Raw genomic sequence first — 21,282 nt, 5'->3', positions numbered from 1 at the left:
ACGATCGAGGGGCGCTGGAGCATTTCGCCGGCCTGCGCCGGCCCCTGAGAGCATGCCGTGTCGATCAGCAGGTATCCGCCCTGCGGGAGGCTTGCAGGCGGCGTGACTCCATCGAACACGACCAGGTCGTACTTCGAGTCTTTGAAGTTGGCAGGCGGCGTCTCGGCCTTCGTGACCGATGTCCGCGGGTCGAGATTGAGGGCATTCTGGAGGAAGATGTTGCCCTTCGAAACCAGCAGCACGGATATCTTCCTCGGCTTGGTGAGGTAGACCGAGCCGCTGTTGTCCACGGCCAGATCGTCCTTCACATCCAGCTTGGCGGTCACCCGGCCGTCGAGGTTGCCGATGTTCTTCAGCAACTCCTGCCTCGACTCGCCGGCCCTGAGGGTCTCCTCGCGCACGTCAAGAAGCTCGTCGTTCAGGTAGACCTCGAGGTTGAAAGTCTGTGGCCGCGGGGAGTAGTTGCGGAAACCTATGAAGACCTGCTGTTCGCCGGAGAGGGTCTTGCGGGACGACAGACCGGTGATGGCCACGTTGTTACATTCCCTCCCGATCCGCATGTAGTCGAGCCGCGCGTTCTGGGCCGAGAGATCGGAGAGCGCTTCGAAGCCGCCATCTGAGAGCACGACGATGCGCGGAGGCACGCGCGACTTCCCGCCGACGAGTGAGAGCGCGAGGACCATCGCCTGCCGCATGTTGCACGGTGTATCGACCGGCTCGAGACGTTTGATCGCCTCGGTGAGCGACTTCTTGTCCGAGGTGAACGAGGCAACGACGCGCGCCTTCGAGCCGGCGGTCATGACGAGCATCGTGTCCCCGCCGCCCATCCGCCCGACGATGCCGATCGCCTTCGACTTCGCGTCATCGAACCGGGAAGGCTTCACGTCGGTCGCCTGCATGCTGGCGCTCGAGTCCAGGATTACGACGATGCGGTTGCCCTGACCGCTCTGGGTGCGGACATACGGGCGCGCGATCGCCCCGATCACGGCAAGAAGCGCGATGATCTGGAGGAGAAGCAGGAGGCTCTTCTTCAGCTTCTGGAATGGGGCATTCGCCTGGATGTCGGCGACCGCGTCCTGCCAGAGCATGACGGACGAGACCACCTGCTCCTTGCGTTTGAGCTTGAGCAGGTATAAGAGCACGATGATCCCGCCGAGCGGCAGGATCAGCAGTAACGACCAGGGTGATAGTAAGCTCATTGGCTAGTGAACAGTCATCAGTGAACAGTGATCAGTCAGACACTGTTCGTGCCGGAGTTGTACTCCGGCACGCGGCACTAGATCGGGAGTTCAACTCCCCATCCGGTCCATTACAGTCCTCAGCGCCTCCAGATGCTCCTGGAAGCCATGCATTGGGGTGTCCCAGGTGGCGCCATCGCAAGTCAGGATATCTACGAGACAGTCAGAGACGGCAAGCAGTACACGATCATGAACATCCGACAGCGGGCCTATGCGATCGTCTATACTTAGGGCTCTGGCTTGGACCTCTGGCGAGTGAGGAAGCAGTTCGCCCCGTACGATGGCCTCCACCATGGCCAGTACTTCGTCAGCCATCTTCCGTATATCGGCACTTGGTTCGTTCGTACTCGAGTTGTACTCAGGCATGCCTTAGTAAACCGGGGAGTTCAACTCCCCATCGAGTCTTGCGGGAGGGAGTCCAACGCCCTCCCGAACGGGTCTTATTCCCTCTTGGCGTCCTTGGCGTCTTGGCGATTACTTCAACGCGCCTCTTCGTCGCAGGTAGTTCAGTATCAGGTCCTCGAACGGCGACTGGTTCGTCACGCGGACGTAGTTGCATCCGTACCGCATCGCGAACCCCTCGATCTCCCCCAGGAACTCCGCCAGCCGCTGCTGGTACCGCCGGAGCAGCGTCCGGGTGATCGTTATCTCCCGCTTCTCGCCGGTCTCCGAGTCGACCATCAGCAGGTCGCCGACGGTCGTCGGGTTGACCTCCTCCTGGTCGAGCAGGTGCACCATCGTCACCTCGAACTTGCGCGACAGGAGCGCCGTGAGCCCCTGCTGATACGTCGGATCGAGGAAGTCCGAGATCACGATCGCCAGCCCGGAGTTCGCCGTCCGAAGGCTGAAGTCGCGGATCGATGCGCCAAGCTGAGTCTTCCCTGACGCCTGTACAGATCGCAGGTAATCGAAGATCGTGAACGCGGCCTGCTTCCCCCGCTTCGGAGTCATTACCGCCGCCGACTCCCCGCTGAGCGCCGCCAGTCCGACTCGGTCGAGGTTGCTCAGCGCGATGTACGACAGGGCCGCCGCGATGCGCTTGGCATACAGCAACTTCCTGGGATGGCCGAAGTCCATCGACTTCGACGTATCCACAAGTATATAGACGTGCAGGTCCTCTTCTTCGACGAACAGCTTGAGGAAAAGCTTCTCGAGGCGGGCATAGACGTTCCAGTCGACGCGCCGGAGGTCGTCGCCGGTGGTGTAGTTCCGGTAGTCGGCGAACTCGACTGCCGAGCCGCGCTTGGTGGATCGCCGCTCGCCTCTGAGTCGCCCGGGGAATACCCGCTTGGCGACGAGCGACAGCCGCTCGATCTTCCGCAGAAACTCAGGATCGAGTAGCTCCTCCCGCTCGTCTGTTTGTTCAGTTGAGAGTTTTTGTTCCAAGGGTTATGTCCCGGCGGTCTTTCTTCGATGCATCGCACGGCCTAGGTAGAACGAAGGCAATGTTGCCATCGTGACGCCCAACTCCAGCAGCACTAGCACAATGGCATTCACTGCAAGATCGTCGGGTCTGTGCGCCGTGTCCACAGCCATCTTCACAACCGGATAGCCGATGAATATGAGCAGGACACGCGTGATGTGGCGGCGGGCCTCAGGTGGCCATTCATCATCCCATTGCCATCCCAGGATGAACCCTGTTGTCGCAAGAAACAGAGATGTTCCGCCTATCACGATGCCTGGCGCATACTGTGGCAGAAGGATGGCTACCGTCGCGGTCGGGATGGCGAAGACCAGAAAGTAGCCCAGGAACTGCAGGACCACCACAGCAGTACTCGCGGTCCGATTGTCTTCCATGAGAGCCCTCCGTCCGTTATCGGCGTCCATCCGCGTTCATCGGCGGTTGATGCTCCCTACACCGGCAGTTCTTCCTTCGTCGCGACGTTCGAGAGGACGTCCTCGACGATCGAATCGGTGCTGATCCGCTCGGCCTCGCCCTCGAAGTTGAGGATCAACCGGTGCCGGAGCGACTGTTTCGCCACGCGCTTGATGTCGTCGAACGCCACGTTGAACCGCCCGTCGAGCAGCGCGCAGACCTTCCCGCCGACGACGAGCGCCTGAGCACCGCGCGGACTCGAGCCGTAGCGGACGTACTTCCTCGTCATCTCGGTCGCATACTCGCTCTCGGGATGAGTCGCCAGGACCGCACGGAGCGCGTACTCCTTCACGTGATCGGCGATCGCGACCTCGCGCGCGAGCGAGCGCATCTCCAGGATCGTCTGCGCGTCCATCACCCTGGCCGCATGGTGCTCGGATGAGCCCGTCGTGCGGTCCATGATCATCATCAGGTCGTCGAGGGTGGGGAAGTCGACCATCAGCTTGAAGAGAAATCGGTCCAACTGCGCCTCGGGGAGCGGGTATGTGCCCTCCATCTCCAGCGGGTTCTGGGTCGCGAGCACGAGGAACGGCTCGTCGAGCTGCCGGATCGTGCCGGCGACCGTGACCGAGTGCTCCTGCATCGCCTCGAGCATCGCCGACTGGGTCTTCGGCGTCGCTCGGTTGACCTCGTCGGCGAGGATGACATTGGCGAAGACCGGCCCGTGCTGGAATCGGAACTCCCGCGCGCCGGACTCCGACTCGACCAGGATGTTCGTGCCGACGATATCGGCGGGCATCAGGTCGGGCGTGAACTGGATCCGCGAGAACTGAAGCTCGCACGCCTCCGCGAGGGTCCGCACGAGGAGCGTCTTTCCGAGGCCGGGGACGCCCTCCAGGAGCGCATGGCCGTTCGCCACGAGACAGAGGACGACGCCCTCGATGATCTCCGACTGCCCGACGATGACCTTCGATATCTCATCGCTGAGCTGCCTGAAACACTGGTTGAACTGAGCTACTCGCTCTTCGGCTTGCATGAGAACCTCCTGATCAGTGCGGAGTGAAGAACCGCCCAGTCCTGAGTGCGCTCTCTGGAGCGTGTATCGAAGGACGGTCGGGGCCAGCCAGAGGTTGTGCGGCTAGGCCGCCCTTCGATACAATGCTACGCATCACTCAGGGCTGACGGGGTTCTCACTCCCCATTCTGAACTCTGCACTCGACATTCCTCACTCCAGACTGCTGAAGTAATCCTTCACCCTCGTGCGGTACGCCGGGGGCACCTTCTCCTTGGAGAGCGCGCTCTCGGCCGATTTCTTGTAGTTCGAGTACACATCGGTATAAGGGACCGAGGCGGGCGACGAGAGGGTGGGGGCGCCCTTCGACTCGCCCGCGGAGAACACCTGCCCGCTCTCACCGAACGCCGACGGCGAGTGCGAGATGTCCTTCACCTCGTTCAGCTTGTCCTTGGGACCGGTGTTCGCGTCATCGCCCCCCGCGCCGCTCCCTGCGTTCTTCCCGCTCTGACCTTGGCCCTGCTGCTGGCCCTGTCCGCCCGCCGTCTGTCCGCCCGGAGCGCACTGACCCAGCGCGCCGCTTGCGCTCAGTCAAGTGCCCCCCGCCTGCTCGAGTGCCTTCGCAAGCTGCTGCATCTTCTGCATCTCCGCAGCCATCTTCGCCAGCTCTTCGGGGCTCATCCTGGCCAGCTTCTCGGCGTTCTCGCGCATCATCTTCGCGAGCTTGTCGAGGTCGGTGTTCTGAAGAGCCTTGGCGAGGGCGTCGAGCTGCTGTTGAAGGGCCTCGCGGTCCATCTCGCTCATGCTGCCGCTCTGAGCTTTCAGCGCCAGCTTCTGCATCAGCTCGGACGCCTTCTTGAAGTCCTCGTTCTCCGCGAGCTTTGCCAGCGCCTCGCCGATCTCCTTGGGTACCGCGAGTGAACTGCCCGGGTTGGCGTACTTCTCGACCGCCTTCTCCAGTTCCTTCTGCTCGGCCTGCGTGAGCGGCTCGGACTTCCGTGCGAGTTCCGCCATCCGCTTGTCGGACGCCATCTTGTTAAGCGCCTCAGCCGGCGGGATGTTCTGCTTCTCCGCCATCTTCTCGGCCATCTTCTGGGCGAGTTCCTGCGACGCTCTCTTCATCTCGGCGCGCGCCTCGGCCATTGACTTCGTGTTCGAGTTCTCCTTGGCAAGCCGATTCTGCTCAGCCTTGATCTGCTTGTTCAGGCGCTGGACCTGGATCATCGCTTCCTTCTTCGGGAGGCGGCCGGTCTGCATCCTGCGCCCCAGTTCCTGCAGCTTGCCCGCGAGCTTCTTCAACTCTCTCTGCCGGTAGCCCGCGGACTGCCTCTCGATCTCCTTGCCGACCTTCTGGATATTCGCGCCCTCCTGCTGCATGACGGCGACCTCCGCCCGGCGATTCGGGGAGTTCGCGATCTGCGGCAGGAATATCACTCCGATGAGCAGGACCGCGGCCCCCAGGAATGCGATGTGAGGCCGGCCGAACCGGCGTCGGAAGACCTCGGACGATCTCAGCCCTGCGATGTGCTCGTTAGCGTCCGAGACGAGCGCCCGCTCGAAGTCGCCTGGGGCGTCGGACAATGCGACCGCCGTCGAGAGCCGCTCCTTGAGCCCGGTTCGCCTGTCCGCCGCGATGGCGATCGTCAGGTCCTCGAGCCGCCGCGTGAGGGCGAATGCCGCCCCGCCAAGCGCTCCCAGCATCACCGTCCCGACCCAGATGCGGTAGTCGAGCAGCGTCGTCACCTTCGTCGAGAGGATGACCATGCACGACGCGACCGCCGCCCCGGCTCCACCGCCGAACAGCCCGTACCGCTCGATCAGCAGCAGCCTGACCCGCTTCCTCAGCCGCCGTATCTGGTCTTCGAGACTAGTAGTGCTCACGACCGACTCTTCAACTGCTTCATTCGTCGCATGCCCGGTCTAATACCCTTCGTCCTGCACGCCGCCAAACCGCCGGGCCATTTTCGGGGCCGCGAGCAGGCACGCCAGGGTGATCGCCCAGTAGATGCCGCCCACGAGCGACCAGCTTGCGCTCTTCGGCCACCAGAGCAGCGGCATCGTGTTGCTCTGCCATCCGTTCGCCTCGACGATGAGCGGCGTCACCGGCCAGAATGCCGCCAGTTGCCACATCGGGTTGCCTGGTGATGATGCCCCAATGCTGGCATACGTCGCCAGGATCATTCCGTAGCCGGCGAACATCAAGATGATGACCACGAAGGCCGCCACGACCGCGTTCCGCCTCAGTTTCAGTATCGCCGATGCCAGGATGGAGACGGCTGCCATCGCGGCCACCACGCCCAGCACCGCGAACCCGACCTTGTAGAATCCCGCCCAACCGACGGAAGGAGGCGGCGTCGCGTGTGGGGTCCCGCAAGGCGGGATACTGATAGCCGCCGGCATGCCCGGCGTTACGGCCATGGACCACGCGAGCGTGAGGCCGAATACCGCATACTCCAGCAGCGCCCAGAGCATCACGAAGCAGAATGCCCCGGACAGCCGGCTCCGAAACATATTTCTCACCGACAGGAAACCGGCGATCGTGAGGCCCTTAGGCTCCGCCGGCATGGGGCCGCTCGCGAATATCGGCGCAAGGTGGCCGAACATTACGTACATGCTGGCGCCCACGATCGTGACCATGATCGCCATGCTTGCGAACCCCATCATCGGGGACATGAATGTCGCGTCGCCGACCGTCAGCCAGGTTGTGAACAGCGAGGCCCCGATGAGCAGCAGCCTCGCCGGGAGCGCCTTCTCCGCCCTGAGGTACTTGACGTGCATCGCCGCGATGAACAGCAGGGCCGCGCCGTACATGAAGTGGATGATCAGCGGCGGGAGGAATATGGGCACCTTCAGGCCGCACACGGTCGCCCTCATCAGCACGCCCCACGGCGCCCAGCCCGGGCACATGATTGCCATCGCGCTCACGTCCGTCGAGCCCCCGTACCAGGTCCGTTCCAGCAGCGTCCCGCCCAGGATGGTGGTCGAGAGCACGTAGCCTCCGATGGTGCCGTAGGTCATCAACACCGCGGAGGCCGTCCGGTTGAAAAGCGAGGTCCAGAATATCCCGCAGGCGGCCAGCACGAACGTCCAGGCTATCAGAAGGAGGTACGTCACCGCCATCTCCGCCGGGGAGATTCCGCCGAACATCAGGCAGATGCCCGAGAGCGGCAGGGAGCACATCAGCAGGATCATCGAGTAGAGCATCGCGCTGACCAGCTTGCCCAGCACGACGACGCCGGGGGTCAGCCTAGTCAGCACCAGCATCTCGATCGTCTTCTTCTCCAGCTCGATGGTGAGCGCCCCGGACGTGAGCGAGGGGATGATCAGCGCGAGCAGGATCGTCTGCGTCCAGTTCAGGCTCATAAAGAGCTTCTGCCCGAGCCGCGCGTTCACCAGCGACTGAGCACCCCAGCCGGATGCCGCAGAGGCGAGCCACATCGCGTAATAGGCGATAAGCAGCACGACCCCGAGGAAAAGCACGTAGCCGCCCATGAGCATGAAGCCCTTCAGCCCGCGCATCCTGGTTCGCAGTTCCCGCGAGACCACCGGGTTGTCGTACACGCCCCGCGTCCACACGTCCTTCATTCTGGCACTCACCGCCGCCGCAATGCTCATGTGTTTCTCCTGCCTATGACCGTTCCCGGTGCTCTCACTGAACCGCCCCGCGTGTCACCTTCAGGAACACGTCCTCCAGGTCGAGGTCGGCCTCGTCGAAGGAGCGGACCTTGAACCCTCTGGATGTGAGCGCTTCCAGGACCGCGTACTGCTCGCCGGTCTCGCCGACGTAGGTTGCCATGATGCAGCCGTCCTCGAGACGCGCGTCCGATATGGTCTCCAGCCCGGCGAGGCAGCCGATCGCCTCCTGTTCGCGCTCGACCACCCGTATCTTCAGGCAGATGCCCGACCGGCACTGCGCCATGATCTCGTTCACGTCGCCGCTGACCACGAGCTTCCCCTGCTCGATGATCGCGATCTTGTTGCAGAAGTCCGCCAGTTCCGGGAGGATGTGCGACGAGATCAGGATCGTCTTCCCCATCTTCCGAAGCTCCTTCAGCAGTTCCTTGATCTCGATTCGCGCCCGCGGGTCCAGCCCGGACGCAGGCTCGTCGAGCAGGAGCAGCTTCGGGTCGTGCAGGAGCGTCTTGGCGAGGCAGAGCCTCTGCTGCATGCCGCGCGAGAGATGCGCGACGAACTTCCGCTTCTTGATCGTCAGGTCGGTCAGTTCGAGTACCTCGTCTATGATGCCGGCCCGCCTCGGCGCGGGAATCCGGTAGGCTGCCGCGAAGAAGTCGAGGTATTCCCAGACCAGCACGTCGTCGTACATCCCGAAGAAGTCCGGCATGTACCCAATCATCGGGCGGATCTCCTCCGGGTTCTCGAGCACGTCTATCCCGTCCACGAAGGCGGTTCCGGACGTGGGTTTCAGCAGGCTCGCCACCATGCGGATGGTCGTGGTCTTCCCCGCGCCGTTCGGGCCGATGAACCCCATGATGTCGCCCGCCTCCAGATGCAGGCTGAGGTCGCTGACCGCCGTGAGGCCGTTGTACCGCTTCGTGAGATTCTCTGTTCTGAGCACGCCGATGCCTCCCTATTCCTGCTTTCCCGTCGCGACGATGCCGACGTTGACCTGCACATCTTGGCTGTCCGACGACTGGACCTTCAGCGTAATCCGGTTGCCCGCCTGCAGGAACCTCTGCGGGTTCGGCACGCCTCCGCCCTTCGAGACGTCCACCCGCACCCGTTCTCCCGATCTCGTGGAGAGCATGTACTCGACCTGCGCCGGCCCGCTTCCCCCGTTCGGATGGCTGCTTGACTGAACCAGTTTGAGCGATGCAAGTTCCAGCGGCCCGGATACCGGAATCTGGTATGTCACGACGAACGACCCTCCAGTGGAGACGTTCATCCCGATCCGGCCTATCCCTGATCCATCCGGCGGAGGCGTTTCCTCTGCCGGGCGTGCGTTCTGGGAGCTGACCATGCGGGCCGTCATGGAACTCGAGTCGAAGACCCGGACGCCCTGCGTCGCGGCATCCAGGCGGATCATGAGGCACGTCTCGGACGCGGTGTGGCCCTTGCCGCCCGACAACTCATACTGAGCATCCGCCTCGACGAATCCGATCAGGGTTGGAACCGACGAGTTCGACGCCGTTGTGTCCGCCAGGCTCTGCAGCCGCGTTCTGACGTCCCGCGAGAACCTTGCATATCCGGGCTCGCGCGGTACGGCAGCGGCCTTCCCGCCTACATTGACCGTTCGACCTCTCGGCAGACTGCCTACGATCTGCTCGGTCCCACCGAAACGTATAGTGCAGTCTGTCACGTTGAGGCTCGTGTTGTTGGTTATGGTCCCCCTGACCTGGTGGCCCGACAGGGTGACATTGCACGTGATGGTCCCGCCGAGGTCAATGCCGCTCACCGTCTCGATGTCCCTCGACGACCACATCGCCATCCCGATCCTCTCAATGGTCGTCTTCTCCGCGACGTACGCGGTCGGTATAGGCTCGGACTCCTCCTGTGGGATGCATTGTGCAATCGCGTAACGGTCGTCAATCGCCACGTCATAGGTGCGCCTCGACGGAGAAAAGAGCGAGGCCGCGCTGATCGTTCGCGCGTACCGACAGTCGGAGCCGCCCTCGATGACCCGGGCGGTCCTCATCGAGATACTGCCGCCCTTCATGGTGTATCCGATCGCGTATGCCCCCAGGGTGAACGCCAGAACGATCGCCGGGGTGGTGATCCACGCCAGTTCCATCCTGCGTTTCTTCTTCAGGTACATATAGTTCAGCGGAACCAGGAACACGACGTACGCCAGCAGGTAGAGCGCGATGATGCTGAACGAGGGAGTCCTCACGGACTGATTGTGCTCGACGACTTCGCTGAGACTCGTCGAGTTCATGTATGACCGACTGTAGGGGTTGATGCCGTAGCTGTCCCAGGCCCACCCCATGTCCTCCCTCACCAAAGGGCCGGGTGTCAGCGCCGTCAGGATCGCCTTCCAGAACTCGGTCTGGCCGTTCCAGTCGCGGAAAGGTGACGCCTTATGGTCGAACGCCAGGAAGACCACCCGCCCCGAACCGTATCTGCGCTCGGCATAGATCGGGGTCGCGCCTTCGCGGATCACCTGGGTGCAGATGCCGGGCTTCGGTGTCGAGGTTGCGACCGCCGCCGGGCCTCCGGGGACCGCCTCGCCGCCCATGGATGCGATCGAGTTCAGGCCGGGCGCGCTCGACGCTCCGGTGATCGTCACGGGCAGCAGGTCGTCGAAGAACTCATGCTGAAACTTGCGGAAGTCCGGCCCCGCGGATACGACGAGCGTTCCTCCGCCCGCTACCCACATGCTGAGCGCCTTCAGCGCCTTCGGGTCCGGCGGGGTCGCCCCAAGCCCGGACATGACCATCACGTCAATGCCCTGGTACGCGGCGGGCCGGTCCGACAGCAAGGCGTAAGGGGCGGCGGCCGCATGGATCGTCGCGTCCGATACGCCCGACGGCGGGGGCCCGGAGCCCGGTCTCATCGCTGCCGTCGCCGGTATCTTCTCCCCGGAGAGAAATGCCAGGCGCGATGACCTCTCCCCCAGGCTCACTAGCAACAGGTCGGGTGGCTCGATGCTCGATGCCGAGAAACGCTTGGTCGCCGCCACTCTGCTTCCCTTCGCCAGCGCCACCTTCACGTCGCCGCCGTATTGCTGAAGCCTGAGATACACGTGATAGAGCTTGGTGGAGTTGCCGGGCAGGCTGACTCTGGCCGCGCACGTCGGCATCTTCCGGCCGCCGGACGAATCCTGGCGCACCGTCAACTCGCCCTCGAAGCCCCGGTCGTCCGGGTTCGTCAACCTCACGGCGACGGGCGACCACGCGAACGCCTTCATCGCCCCGTCGAACCCCGGGAAGACCTCCATCTTCACCTCCGCGGACGTGGTCGAGCAGAGGAGTGCGGTGAGGAACGTGATGAGAAGCGCGGAGAGTGCTCCCCGGTCGGGCGAAGGATTCGGCATACTGTGCTCCTTGTGTCAGTATTGTAGAGCCGTCACTTGGTAATACTGCTCGAGCGCCGCCGATGTTCCCGGAAGCCCGACGCATATCTAAGAGTTCTATCGCCGCAAGCGGTTTCCTGCCCGGCAGGCGGCCTGTCGGCGCTTGGAATCAGATCGCATCCGAAGTATGGACGCGCCGGTCGGGCCAAAAGATGCAGCCTGTCCGACAATAATACCTGGAACGGTGTATCGCACCCTCCTCCCACCCGTTCATGGGTGGCGCCGGACCCCTACGCACTTCTGCCTGATTTGGTCCGCTACCCTCTATATTTTCGATCATCCGACGATAATGAAGTAGTGGATGAGCAGATGGAGGGACAGATCTGCTGAGTCCGGCGCGCCTTCGTCGTCGGCTCGCGTCCGTCATCGGGGCACGACTACGCCAGATCCCTCCGAGCCGTTACAGCGGAAGCTCACCTGTCTAAGGAGGAGTGCTTGTGATATTCTCTCAGCTGCTCTCAAAGGAAAGCGTGGTCGGTGTTGACATCGGCAGCAGCAGCATCAAGCTCGTCTGCATCGAACCGACCAGGCACGGCCCGCGAATATCGAACATCGCCGTGTGCCCGACGCCGCCGAACTCCGTGAAGGAGGGAGTGGTCGTCAGCGTGCCGGAAGTCGCTGACGCGATACAGTTCGCCATGCGGTCCGCAGGCATCAAGGCATCCGCGGCGACGGCGGCCATCGCGGGGCCGGGCGTGATCGTCCGGCATGTCAGTCTCCCGAAGATGAGCGAGGATGCCCTTCGGAAGTCAATCCGATTCGAGGCAGGCAAGTTCATCTCGTCCTCGATAGACGAAAGCGTCGTGGAGTTCGACATCCTCGGCGATGCGGATGAGGAGGGCCAGGTGAACGTGGTCCTCGTGGCCGCGCCCCGACCGATGGTGGAGGGCAAGGTGGCTGTGCTCGAAGAGGCAGGCCTCGAACCGCTGTCGGTGGATGTCGAGGCGTTTGCCCTTCTCCGCGCATTGCAGAGCCGCCCGGACTCCGGCGTGCCGGCGGACGGCACCGTCGCGCTGCTCGACATGGGCGCAAGCCACACCGAGATCAACATCATCTCCAACGGCGGCCTCGCCCTGACCCGCCACATCCCGATAGCCGGAAACAATCTGACCGCAGCTATCCGCAACGCCGTAGGATGCACGGACGTCGAAGCCGAGGAGATGAAGTTCGGGGTGGATCTCAAGGATTCCATCGAAGTACTCCCCGAGGCCGCGGATTCCCAGTTGCTCAGGGCCGTCCAGCCGATGGTTGACGAACTGCTCAGGGAGATCCGGCGCTCGATCAACTACTATCAGTCGCAGCTTCCGGAGGGAGCCGACACGGTTGTTGACACTCTGATGCTCAGCGGCGGGACCGCGCGCATGAAGGGGCTCGTTGAGTACACCAAGAGCCGCCTGAACGCGAATGTCGCCGTCGGCTCGACTGCGCTGTCGGGCATGTACGATTTCTCGTCCGGTCGGGACGGCCTCTGCGAGGACGATGTGACTCTGTTTGCCGTCGGAATAGGCTTGGCGCTAAAGGAGATGCCGGCCGCCACGCTGGCTTCCGCCGCCTGATTCCGCTAACGTCCGGCGAGGCTTACCGGGTAAGCGGTCTCGCTGAGTTGGGACACGAAAGGGATGATACGCTATGCCTTCGATCAACATGATCGCCAGTCGTCGAGCTGAACGAAAGAAGCTGGAGCGACACGTAAGGGTGGCCGCCCTGGCTCTGCTCTGCATAATGGTAGCGGGTTTCGGCGTCATGAGCTTCATGACCGCCCGAATCTATGCGATAGACAGAGCCACCAGTAAGCTCGATGCGGAACTCGCGCATCTGCAGCCGGTTGTTGACCAGATCGCGCAGTACGAGTCCGAAGCGAAGAAACTGGAGCCTCGGCTCGAACTGCTGGCCGATTCCAGGGAGAAGACGCTCCTCTGGCACAACGTGATGCAGAACGTGAGCCGAAGCATGCCCGCGAACACATGGCTGACCAGCGTCAGCACCAGTACTCAGGAGTCGCGCGCCTCGTCGAAATCGGCGGGTCCGCCGCCGGCCCCCAAGGTCAGTGTCAAGATGAGGGGAACGTCGTCGAGCCAGATGATGGTCGGCGAGGCGATGCTCAGGCTGAACAGGTGGCCGGAGTTCGATGCGGTTGATCTCAACTTCACTCAACAGACGTCCAGAGACGATCTCAATCTCGTGGAGTTCGAGATCAGTGCGCTGCTGAAGAACCTCAGTGCGAAAGGAGGGGGAAGTCCAAATGGGAGCAAGTAGTGCCTTGAAACGGACCCTCGTGATCCTGGCCTGCTGCGCGGTGTTGGTCCTGGCTGTTTTCGCACTGCTCTACGTCAACAGGTCCGGCAACCTCAAAACCGTGCAGGATGAGTACCGGCAGAAGAAAGACAAGCTCGACCGCAGCCAGGAGATCGCCGCCCGCCTGCCGGTCGCTCGCCAGGAGTTTCTGGACGCCAAGCAGAAGCTCAGTTTCCTGGAGCAGGGCGTATCCAGCAAGGTGTACGTTCCCACTTTCCTGCGCCAGATAGAGGCGCTGGGCAAGAGGAACAACCTGCAGGTGGTAGGCGTCAGGCCGAAGCGGTCCGACGACAAACCCGCCCCCGTGGTGTCCAAGGCGGTAGACGACGACAAGAAGGGCGACAAGGACAGGGTGGCCAAGGCGCCGCCGCCGAAGCCCTACGACGAGTTGGAGATCAGCATCGAGCTGAAGGGCAAGTACTGGGATGCCCTGAAGTTCATGCAACAGATCACTTCGTTCCCGAAGATCGTAGCGGTCAACGACATCCAGATCAGTCCGGAGGGCCGGACGGTGACGCTCGCCTCGCCCGAGCTGTCGATCAAAGTGAATGCTACGGCGTTCATCCTCAAGGAGTCCGTTCCGGTCGGTAAGACGGCGGAGCGCTCCAGGTTGGTCGCCGCAGCGGAAGACGGAGATAAGGGATGAAAATCGCCGAAGAACAAAAGAAACAGCTGATCGTCCTGGGCTGCCTGATCGTCTTCGTCCTCGGATATGCCGTCATCAGGATAGTCGGGTCGGGCACGCATGCCCAGACCAGGCAGACGGAACCGGCGGCGAAGACGTCGGACGCGCGCACGGACGCCGCCAAGCCGCCGGCCGCGGTCGTGACCGAGCCCGTCACTGTCGCCGCGGACCTCGGGGGCGGAGTCTCCGCGGCGCGCGATCCGTTCATACCGCAGATCGGGGAAAGCGCAGTCGCGGCGCCAAAGATGCAGTCACTGAACCTGTCGAAGATGAACGCCGGTACTCTGCCGGGTCTGAACGGGCTGAAGCCGCTGGATCTATCCAGGCAGATCACTGTCACGAGGAACGGTGAGTCGTCGCCGCTCGAGCAGGAGCCGGACCCCAGGCAGATGTTCTCCTTGACCGGAGTCATCCAGGGCTCGATCAACGTGGCCATCATCCGCGGGCCCGACAACGCCCGGTACATCGTCCGCGAGGGCCAGGTCATTGACGGCAGGTATCGGGTGGTGCACGTCGCCCGAAATGTAGTCAGTATGAGTTACAAGAACAAGCCATTCCTTTTGCCATTAGGAGGTAGTGATGCTAACAAAGGGGCACAGTAAGCAGATCTCAGTGTCCGCCGGATCAGCGTTTCCCGGCGGTCGAATCCTCATCGCTCTCACCGTGCTGCTCGTGCTGGTCTGCTCGGTCTGCGCCGACGCTCGCCAGACGATCAGCCAGGTGACGGTGACCGGCTCCGACGCCGACGTGCAGATAACGTTGACGGCGAACGGTCCGCTCTCGATCGCCGCGGAGCAGTTGTCGAAGCACCTGGTCTTCAATGTGAAGGGCTACCTGGCCTCAGACCAGGGCAAGACCGTGAAGATCAACTCCGGCGATATCGGGACAGTCAGATGCGTGTGGTATCGGCCGAGCCCGCCGATGGCGCGCGTAGCCGTAGAGGTTGACAGCAAGCGGCCGTACAGCATTCGCTACTCCGGCGACAAGCGCCAGGCCACCATCGTCGTCCGCAAGCGAGTAACCCAGCCGGCGTCCGCCCATCCGATGCCGGAGGTGGTCGAACCCGCGGTTGCCGTCCGGGGATCGCAGGAAACATGCGCCCCCGAGGCGCCGCCCGTCGTCGAGGCGGCGAAACCGGTAATGATCGCCAGCGCTCAGCCGGTGGTTGTGCGGTCGGCGGTTGTGACCGCTGCTCCCGCGGTCTCTTCGGAGAACCGCATCAGCCTGGACTTCGTCGGCTCGGACATCCATGACGTGCTCAAGGCTCTCTCTCTGCAGAGCAATACAAACGTCGTAGCCAGCACCGACGTCAAGGGCCAGGTGACGGTTGCGCTCAACAACGTCACCGTCGAGGACGCCCTCAAACTCGTGACCAACCTCAGCGGATACAAGTTCCAGAAGGTGGACGACACGTACGTTGTCGGCACTCCCGACAACCTGAACTCGCTCGTCTCGGGCGCCGCATCCGCGGATGCCGCCCGCGTCGCGGAAGTGGCGATGGTCCGCCACTCTGATCCTGTCCAGCTCAGCAAGATGCTCGCGGCCCAGTACAAGGGCATGGAGGTGACGAGCACCGCCGTGGCCGACGACAAGAAGGGCATTCCGAGCGGTACGAACATGATGGTCCTGAGCGGCACGGCCGATCAGGTCCAGTCGGCGAGGAACCTGGTCGCGATGGTCGAGAACTCGCTCGAGGCCAGGGCCGCGTCAACCGACATGGATGTCTACCAGGTCAAATACGCCGACATCAATGAGCTTGCGAACGCCGTTGCGGATTTCGTGCCGGGACTCAGGGTGACGATCGGCCCGAACCAGGGCTTCAACCTGGAGAGCCCCAAGGCCCTGTCTCTCGGCAATGGGTCCGAGGGTTCGAGCGGCTCCTCCGGAGACCAGAAGATAATCGCGCCTCCGAAGACACTGCTCCTGCGAGGCTCTTCGGCCGAGATCGGGAACGCCAAGGAGTTCCTGTCGAAGGTTGACGTCCGTCAGCCGCAGATCGTCATCGAAGCGAAAGTCCTGGACATCTACAATGACGACTCGAAGGATCTGGGCATTGACTGGAACTGGAATACTGGTGTGAGCAACAGCACCACCGGTTTCAGCGAACTGCACAGGGACGAGACCGGCTCCGCGACCGGCATCATGCTCGGCCGCTTCCAGCGTTCGCCGCTCAATATCCTGGCCACGCTGAATGCCATGGTCAGGGACGAGAAGGCCAAGGTGCTTGCCAATCCGAGCATCTCCGCGCTCGACGGCAAGCCTGCCAGCATCTTCATCGGCAAGGAACTGAAGTACGTCGTGAACATCCAGCAGACGCCTACCGGCATCAACGTGACTACGGAGACCGCCCGGATCGGCGTCCAGCTTCACTCGGTCAGCCGCGTCAGTTCGGACGGCTTCATCACGATGGACCTGCATCCGGAGGTCAGTTCCCCAGTCGGTGACGGCCTCACGATAGGCGAACTCGGCATCACCCTGCCTGAGATCTCCCGCAGGTACATTGACACCACCGTCCGAGTGAAGGACGGCGAGACCATAGTGATCGGCGGCCTCATCAGCGACGAGGAGCGGCAGATCATGTCGGGGATTCCGATCCTGAGCGACCTTCCGCTGATAGGCAACCTGTTCAGGACAAAGAGCAAGTCGAAGAACCACTCGGAGATCATGATGTTCATCACTCCGAGGATTCTCGCCGACGACGCCCAGTAATAGTGGAAGTCCGGCTTGTAGTCGGACGGGATCGTGTGACGGTATCGAGGGCGGGTCCGCCCGCCCTCGATTCATCTCAGACTAACCGGGATCGCAGATGCAGAAGAAGCCGATCGGCGACATATTCGTAGAAGCGGGCCTGATCAACGAGGATCAACTCGGCCAGGCTCTGGACAAGCAACGCCAGCTTGGTACCGGGGAGACTGTCGGCGACGTGCTCGTCGGGATGGGCCTGATCAACGAGAGAGACCGGGCGCGGTGTCTCGGTACGCACTGGGGCGTCCAGTACCTCGACTTGACCGACCACCCGATCGAGGAGGAGGCCGTCAAGTGCGTCTCCCAGGAGATTGCGCGCAGGTACAAGGCCGTCCCGGTCGGCAGGTCCAACGGCCACATCACCGTGGCGATGAAGAACCCGCTCGATATCTTCGCCATTGATGAGATCCGCCTTATCACCGGACTGGATGTCGAGCCGGTCATCGCTACCGAAGAGGATATCCTCGGCGCGATCAGCCACTTCTACGGCGGCAGCCAGTCAATAGAGGCCGTCAACGAACTCATTGACAACATCGAGACCGCCGACATCGCCCTGACCGAAGGCGACGACGAGAGCCAGGAGGACGAGGTCAGCATCGAGGAGCTTCGCGAGCTCAGCGAAGAAGCCCCGGTCATACGGCTGTGCAACCTCATACTGACCCGAGGGATACAGGACAAGTGCAGCGACATCCACCTCGAGCCCGGGAAGACGTCGCTGAAGGTGCGCTATCGCATAGACGGCATACTGCACGACGGCCTGCTGGTTCCGAAGAAGGCTCAGGCGTCGCTCATATCTCGTATCAAGATCATGTCCGAGATGGACATCGCCGAGAAGCGCGCTCCGCAGGACGGCCGCATCAGCGCGGTGGTTGACGGCAAGCAGTACGACTTCCGCGTGTCCACTCTGCCGTCGGTCTACGGAGAGAAAGTCGTACTGAGGGTCCTCGACAAGAGCTCCATCATGATTGGTCTGAACAAGCTGGGTCTGCTTCCCAACACCCAGGACATGTTCGAGTCAATCATCAGCCGGAGCTACGGGATAATACTGGTCACCGGCCCCACCGGCAGCGGCAAGTCAACCACGCTGTACTCGGTGCTCTCGAAGCTCAACTCGGGCGAGAAGAACATCCTTACCATCGAAGACCCGGTCGAGTACGAGCTTGCGGGCATCACCCAGACGCAGGTCAACGTCCGGGCGGGCATGACCTTTGCGAGCGGCCTGCGGACCATGCTGCGCCAGGACCCGAACATCATAATGGTCGGCGAGATCCGCGACAAGGAAACCGCGACGATCGCCATCGAGGCGGCCCTCACCGGCCACCTGGTGCTCTCGACGTTGCACACGAACGACGCGCCCGGCGCGGTCACCAGGCTTCAGGAGATGGATGTCGAATCCTTCCTGATCGCATCGTCGGTGATCGGAGTGCTGGCCCAGAGACTCCTCAGGATGATATGCCCGAAGTGCAAGGAGACGTATTCCCCGCCCCGCGACGCCATCCGGCGTCTCGGCATGAACGTCGAGGAGGACTCCGAGGTAACCTTCTCGCGGGGCAAGGGATGCGACCACTGCAAGGGCACGGGATACAAGGGCAGGATCGGCATATACGAGCTGATGCCCATAACGGACAAGATTCGCGATCTAGTCCTGGCCAGGTCCTCATCGTATGCGCTCAAGGAAGCCGCGGTGGAGGCCGGGATGAAGACGCTCAGAGATGATGCCATGGAGAAGATTCTTCTCGGCATGACGACCCTCGAGGAGTCGCTGAGGGTGATCTATTCCGGCTAGGCAGGAGCCGGACCAGCGGGAGATAATACCAGATGCAGGACATTGACCTCTTGAACCAGCCCGGAAGCCCGGACGACCTGAGCCGGCGGCAAACCGAAGAGACGGACCTTCTGGGCCGACCGGTCGCGCTCGACGAAGGCGATCGCCTGGAGCCGAACATGCGGGAGATTGACCTTCTGCACAAGCTTGACGAAGAGCCTCAGTCTTCGGATCAGAAGGGCAAGCCGGTCTCCGACGTGCACATTGACGATCTGCTTCGCCTCGGGTGCGAGATGGGAAGCTCGGATATCCACCTGACCGTCGGCAGGCCGCCGATGGTGCGCTGCGACGGACATCTCGTCGCCACTCCTTACGCCGAACTCGGCCAGCGCGATACCCAGCGGCTCATCTACGACATTCTGAGCAACGATCAGATCCAGTGGTTCGAGAAGACGCGCGAACTCGACTTCTCCTACGGGGTCAAGAACGCCGGGCGATTCAGGGTCAACGTCTACAAGCAGCGCGGCTCCATCGGCGTCGCAATGCGCGCGATTCCCACGAAGATTCCCTCGATGGAGGAACTCGGCCTTCCCCCGATCCTGCGCGAGCTGACCCGCAAGCACAGCGGGTTGATCCTGGTCACCGGGCCGACCGGAAGCGGAAAGTCCACGACGATCGCGACGATGATCGACAACATCAACGGCGAGCGCAGCGGGCACATAATGACCATCGAAGACCCGATCGAGTATCTGCACAACCACAGGAAGTGCATGGTTAACCAGCGCGAACTCAACACCGACACGGACTCGTTCGAGAACGCCCTGCGCGCCATACTGCGCGAGGACCCGGATGTCATACTGGTAGGCGAGATGCGCGACCTGGAGACGATCGCGGCCGCGATAACCCTTGCTGAGACCGGCCACCTCGTGTTCGGCACCTTGCACACGAGAAACGCGCCGCAGACCATTGACAGGGTGGTGGACGTCTTCCCGGCGCACCAGCAGGATCAGATCAAGGTACAGCTCTCGAACACCATCGAAGCCGTTGTCGCCCAGCAGCTCATTCCGCGAGTCGGCGGAGGTCGCTACGCGGCCATCGAGATCATGGTGGCCAATCCGGCGATCAGGAACCTAATCAGAGAAGGCAAGACCTATCAGATATACTCGTCCATCGAGACCGGAGGAGCAGCCGGCATGCAGGCGATGGATCGCGTGCTCGCCGACGCTCACAGGAACGGCGTGATCAGCTACGAAGAGGCCGTCAGCAGGGCCATAGACAGAGACAACTTCACCAGGTTGCTTAACGGCAGTTGATGACCGACTTCCTTTCCGGAGTTCGCGGCTCTGACGGAGCCTCGACTTCCGGAGGGAGACACACAGGAAGGGAAGAGCGACATGTCTACATTTGCATACACGGCGGTTGACCAGTCAGGGAGATCCGTCAAGGGCAAGATAGAGGCCGACAACCAGCAGTTGGTCCTCTCCAAGCTTCACGACCAGCGGTATCACGTGCTGGATATCCGCGAAGCCAGGACGGGCGCCAGGTTCACCGGCTTCGACAGGTTCAAGAAGCTCAAGCTCAACACGCTCGTCGTGTTCAGCCGCCAGTTCGCTACGATGATTGACGCCGGCATCAGTATCATCAAGTGCCTCGACATCCTGGAGAACCAGACGAAGGACGATGTGCTGAAGCCCGTGATCAGTCAGTCTATGCGAGACGTCAAGAGCGGCATGAGCCTGACGGATGCCTTCGCCAAGCACCCGAACGTCTTCTCCAAGCTGTACGTCAACATGATTCGCGCGGCGGAACTTGGCGGCGTGCTCGATACCGTTCTCGACAGGCTCGCCGGCTTCCTCGAGACCGAGATGGACATACGCACCAAGATCAAGTCGGCCATGATGTACCCGATCATCGTCCTGGTCTTCTCAGTCCTGATGATCTGCGCGCTGTTCATGTTCGTTCTGCCGAAGTTCAAGGAGATCTTCGTGAGCATGGACGTCGAGATGCCGCCGGCCACGCGCCTGCTCTTCGACGGCAGCGCGCTATTCAAGGCCTACTGGTATATCCCGCTCGGCCTTATCATAGGCGGCGTGCTGTTCGTGCGCGCGTACGGGCGCACCAAGGCCGGCCGATACCAGATTGACATGCTGAAGCTGAAGGCTCCGCTCGTCGGCGACATTGTCCTCAAGATGGCCGTCTCGCGGTTCTCTCGAACATTCGGCACGCTGGTGAGCAGCGGCGTTCCGATGATGCGGGCTCTCGAGATCGTCGGCGAGACCGCCGGCAATACCGTCCTCGCGCAAGCGGTGGACAACGCTCGGGACAGCGTTCGCGAAGGGCAGAAGGTGAGCGCGCCCCTTGCGTCCAGCGGGATGTTCCCGACGATGGTCACGCACATGATTGACGTCGGCGAGGAGACCGGCCGCCTCAGCGAGATGTTGATCAAGGTCTCGGACTTTTACGACCGAGAGGTGGATGCCGCCGTCAAGGGTCTGACCTCGATGATCGAGCCTCTGCTCATCGTCTTTATGGGCGTTGTGGTCGGTTTCATTGCCGTCTCGGTCATGGGCCCGATATTCAAGCTCGTCAGCAGCATAGGATAGCATTCAACTCCCGATACCGGGCGATCCCCATCGCCCGGTATCGGGCAGAAGTTCTCCATCACGGAAAGGCCCTCCTTGGGTCCAACCTGGGAA

Annotated in this window: 17 protein-coding genes; 8 read left to right on the top strand and 9 right to left on the bottom strand. The window is 62.3% G+C overall.

Annotated elements, in window-relative coordinates; genetic code table 11:
• The 9 genes from KBC96_00900 to KBC96_00860 all read right to left on the bottom strand — a co-directional run.
• Nucleotides 1-1,199 (bottom strand): VWA domain-containing protein (locus KBC96_00900; GenBank protein MBP6962942.1); only part of this gene is annotated, 1,199 nt, incomplete at its 3' end.
• 513 nt (nt 1,200-1,712) lie between these two features.
• Nucleotides 1,713-2,624, bottom strand: coding sequence for a DUF58 domain-containing protein (locus KBC96_00895; GenBank protein ID MBP6962941.1), 912 nt, complete (start codon nt 2,622-2,624; stop codon nt 1,713-1,715).
• A gap of 3 nt (nt 2,625-2,627) precedes the next feature.
• Nucleotides 2,628-3,035, bottom strand: coding sequence for a hypothetical protein (locus KBC96_00890; GenBank protein MBP6962940.1), 408 nt, complete (start codon nt 3,033-3,035; stop codon nt 2,628-2,630).
• Nucleotides 3,036-3,091: 56 nt separating this feature from the next.
• A complete protein-coding gene (locus KBC96_00885) occupies nt 3,092-4,090 on the bottom strand; it encodes a MoxR family ATPase (GenBank protein ID MBP6962939.1) in 999 nt (332 codons plus the stop codon).
• 189 nt (nt 4,091-4,279) lie between these two features.
• Nucleotides 4,280-4,501, bottom strand: a complete 222-nt coding sequence (locus tag KBC96_00880; protein MBP6962938.1) for a hypothetical protein — start codon at nt 4,499-4,501, stop codon at nt 4,280-4,282.
• A gap of 156 nt (nt 4,502-4,657) precedes the next feature.
• A complete protein-coding gene (locus KBC96_00875) occupies nt 4,658-5,947 on the bottom strand; it encodes a hypothetical protein (protein ID MBP6962937.1) in 1,290 nt (429 codons plus the stop codon).
• A gap of 39 nt (nt 5,948-5,986) precedes the next feature.
• Nucleotides 5,987-7,681: a hypothetical protein gene (locus KBC96_00870; protein ID MBP6962936.1), complete on the bottom strand. Its 1,695-nt coding sequence runs from the start codon at nt 7,679-7,681 to the stop codon at nt 5,987-5,989.
• A gap of 34 nt (nt 7,682-7,715) precedes the next feature.
• Nucleotides 7,716-8,642, bottom strand: a complete 927-nt coding sequence (locus tag KBC96_00865) for an ABC transporter ATP-binding protein (GenBank protein MBP6962935.1) — start codon at nt 8,640-8,642, stop codon at nt 7,716-7,718.
• A 12-nt stretch (nt 8,643-8,654) separates the two neighbouring features.
• Nucleotides 8,655-11,057: a hypothetical protein gene (locus KBC96_00860; protein ID MBP6962934.1), complete on the bottom strand. Its 2,403-nt coding sequence runs from the start codon at nt 11,055-11,057 to the stop codon at nt 8,655-8,657.
• A gap of 476 nt (nt 11,058-11,533) precedes the next feature.
• Between KBC96_00860 and pilM the strand changes: the two genes are divergently transcribed.
• From pilM to KBC96_00820, 8 genes are all read left to right on the top strand, one after another.
• A complete protein-coding gene (gene pilM, locus KBC96_00855; GenBank protein MBP6962933.1) occupies nt 11,534-12,652 on the top strand; it encodes a type IV pilus assembly protein PilM in 1,119 nt (372 codons plus the stop codon).
• A 73-nt stretch (nt 12,653-12,725) separates the two neighbouring features.
• Entirely contained in the window at nt 12,726-13,352 is a 627-nt protein-coding gene (locus KBC96_00850) for a PilN domain-containing protein (protein ID MBP6962932.1), read from the top strand.
• Nucleotides 13,339-14,037, top strand: a complete 699-nt coding sequence (pilO, locus tag KBC96_00845) for a type 4a pilus biogenesis protein PilO (protein MBP6962931.1) — start codon at nt 13,339-13,341, stop codon at nt 14,035-14,037. Before KBC96_00850 ends, pilO begins: the two co-directional genes overlap by 14 nt.
• Nucleotides 14,034-14,678, top strand: a complete 645-nt coding sequence (locus tag KBC96_00840) for a hypothetical protein (protein ID MBP6962930.1) — start codon at nt 14,034-14,036, stop codon at nt 14,676-14,678. Before pilO ends, KBC96_00840 begins: the two co-directional genes overlap by 4 nt.
• The gene (locus KBC96_00835) at nt 14,656-16,785 is read left to right on the top strand and encodes a type II secretion system protein GspD (GenBank protein MBP6962929.1); all 2,130 of its coding nucleotides are present in this window, start codon (nt 14,656-14,658) and stop codon (nt 16,783-16,785) included. Before KBC96_00840 ends, KBC96_00835 begins: the two co-directional genes overlap by 23 nt.
• A gap of 97 nt (nt 16,786-16,882) precedes the next feature.
• Complete coding sequence (gene tadA / locus KBC96_00830) at nt 16,883-18,607, top strand: Flp pilus assembly complex ATPase component TadA (protein ID MBP6962928.1); 1,725 nt, start codon at nt 16,883-16,885, stop codon at nt 18,605-18,607.
• Nucleotides 18,608-18,765: 158 nt separating this feature from the next.
• Complete coding sequence (locus tag KBC96_00825; protein MBP6962927.1) at nt 18,766-19,899, top strand: type IV pilus twitching motility protein PilT; 1,134 nt, start codon at nt 18,766-18,768, stop codon at nt 19,897-19,899.
• Between the two features lie 81 nt (nt 19,900-19,980).
• Nucleotides 19,981-21,189, top strand: coding sequence for a type II secretion system F family protein (locus tag KBC96_00820; protein ID MBP6962926.1), 1,209 nt, complete (start codon nt 19,981-19,983; stop codon nt 21,187-21,189).
• The last annotated feature ends 93 nt before the right edge of the window (nt 21,190-21,282 follow it).

This window comes from Armatimonadota bacterium (assembly GCA_017993055.1).
Lineage (GTDB): Bacteria > Armatimonadota > UBA5829 > DTJY01 > DTJY01 > JAGONM01.
The sequence above is the reverse complement of the archived record's forward strand: the minus strand, read 5'-3'. Positions and strand labels throughout refer to the sequence as shown.

What these genes read in the sequence shown, in the direction of transcription:
- KBC96_00890 (MBP6962940.1), bottom strand. Translation starts at nt 3,035, where the DNA reads ATGGAAGACAATCGGACCGCGAGTACTGCTGTGGTGGTCCTGCAGTTC.
- KBC96_00885 (MBP6962939.1), bottom strand. Translation starts at nt 4,090, where the DNA reads ATGCAAGCCGAAGAGCGAGTAGCTCAGTTCAACCAGTGTTTCAGGCAG.
- KBC96_00870 (MBP6962936.1), bottom strand. Translation starts at nt 7,681, where the DNA reads ATGAGCATTGCGGCGGCGGTGAGTGCCAGAATGAAGGACGTGTGGACG.
- KBC96_00860 (MBP6962934.1), bottom strand. Translation starts at nt 11,057, where the DNA reads ATGCCGAATCCTTCGCCCGACCGGGGAGCACTCTCCGCGCTTCTCATC.
- KBC96_00850 (MBP6962932.1), top strand. Translation starts at nt 12,726, where the DNA reads ATGCCTTCGATCAACATGATCGCCAGTCGTCGAGCTGAACGAAAGAAG.
- pilO (MBP6962931.1), top strand. Translation starts at nt 13,339, where the DNA reads ATGGGAGCAAGTAGTGCCTTGAAACGGACCCTCGTGATCCTGGCCTGC.
- KBC96_00840 (MBP6962930.1), top strand. Translation starts at nt 14,034, where the DNA reads ATGAAAATCGCCGAAGAACAAAAGAAACAGCTGATCGTCCTGGGCTGC.
- KBC96_00835 (MBP6962929.1), top strand. Translation starts at nt 14,656, where the DNA reads ATGCTAACAAAGGGGCACAGTAAGCAGATCTCAGTGTCCGCCGGATCA.
- tadA (MBP6962928.1), top strand. Translation starts at nt 16,883, where the DNA reads ATGCAGAAGAAGCCGATCGGCGACATATTCGTAGAAGCGGGCCTGATC.
- KBC96_00825 (MBP6962927.1), top strand. Translation starts at nt 18,766, where the DNA reads ATGCGGGAGATTGACCTTCTGCACAAGCTTGACGAAGAGCCTCAGTCT.
- KBC96_00820 (MBP6962926.1), top strand. Translation starts at nt 19,981, where the DNA reads ATGTCTACATTTGCATACACGGCGGTTGACCAGTCAGGGAGATCCGTC.